The sequence below is a fragment of the Alcanivorax sp. HI0044 genome (assembly GCF_001634945.1).
The window spans coordinates 1-1,035 of the sequence record NZ_LWEZ01000119.1; the positions used below are offsets into that span (position 1 = coordinate 1).

Consider the following 1,035-nt stretch of genomic DNA (forward strand, 5'->3'; position numbering starts at 1 on the left):
CACATCGTTTTCCAGCATGTACTGCGCCAGCCGCGCCCACAGCACACTGATCACGGCCCCGTTGCGATGCTCCGGGTGAATACAGGTACGACCGATTTCTGCCAGTTTGCCCTCCAGCTGGCTCAGCATGGTCAGATCAAATTCACCGCTGGAATAGAAGCCTCCGGTCCGGTGCAAGCGCTCACCCGGCAGCACGCGGGTGTAACCCACGATTTCCCCGTTACGGTTATCGCGGACCACCAAGTGCAAGCAGTGGCGATCAAAACGGTCCCGGTCGAGGCCGAACGGGGCACTGAAACTGGCACCATACTCTTGGGAGAAGATGCGATAGCGCAGGCGCTGGATTTTCAGAATTTCCCGGCGCGAGCGGGTGAAATAGGCCGTGAAGCGGCCCGGCGCCGGGGCCTCAAGCGCCCTCTCCGCGGCCATGTCGCGGGGAAAGCGAAGAATCTCGGCAGTAGCCACGAACGGCTTGGTGAAGGCCCCTTTCAATTGCGGGCTTAACGCTTTGATCTTTCCTGCAGCTTGCGCAAGCATAGTGTACTCCACTGGCAGTTTCGGCCAGTGTCGTCAGCCGCCATGGCAAGGCAGTGACATTTGCATGACATTTGCGCGACACACGCAGAATGCGCCTGACGTTAACGAAAGCGCCGCAGGAGAGCACCATGGACGCCCCCCGCATTGCCCACACCGTACCGTTCCCGCTGCCCGTCAAAAAAGGTGATACGGTCTACTGGTGCGCCTGCGGCCTCAGCAAGACCCAGCCCTATTGCGACGGCAGCCACAAGGGCACCGGCTTCTCCCCGGTGCCCTACACCGCCACCCGGAACAAGATTGTGTTTTTCTGCGGCTGCAAACACAGCAGCAAAGGCATGATCTGCGATGGCAGCCACGTGGCACTCAAAGGCAAGGAATCCAGCCCGTGATAGGCAAGCCTCACCCCTTCATTGCCCTGATGCTGGGGCTGCTGGCCAGCGGCATTCAGGCCGATCCAGCGCCTGCCCCGAGCCCCCCGCTTCAGGTCGCCGTTCCCGC

2 protein-coding genes are annotated in these 1,035 nt (G+C 61.3%); one reads left to right on the top strand and one right to left on the bottom strand.

The annotated features are described in order from the left end of the window. Positions 1–537: GNAT family N-acetyltransferase (locus A3730_RS01480; RefSeq protein WP_156500770.1), on the bottom strand; the 537-nt coding region annotated here is incomplete at its 3' end. A 128-nt stretch (positions 538–665) separates the two neighbouring features. Here A3730_RS01480 and A3730_RS01485 point away from each other — a divergent pair. Further along, on the top strand, positions 666–926 hold the full coding sequence (locus A3730_RS01485) for a CDGSH iron-sulfur domain-containing protein (protein WP_063520310.1): 261 nt from the start codon (positions 666–668) through the stop codon (positions 924–926). Positions 927–1,035: the final 109 nt, after the last annotated feature.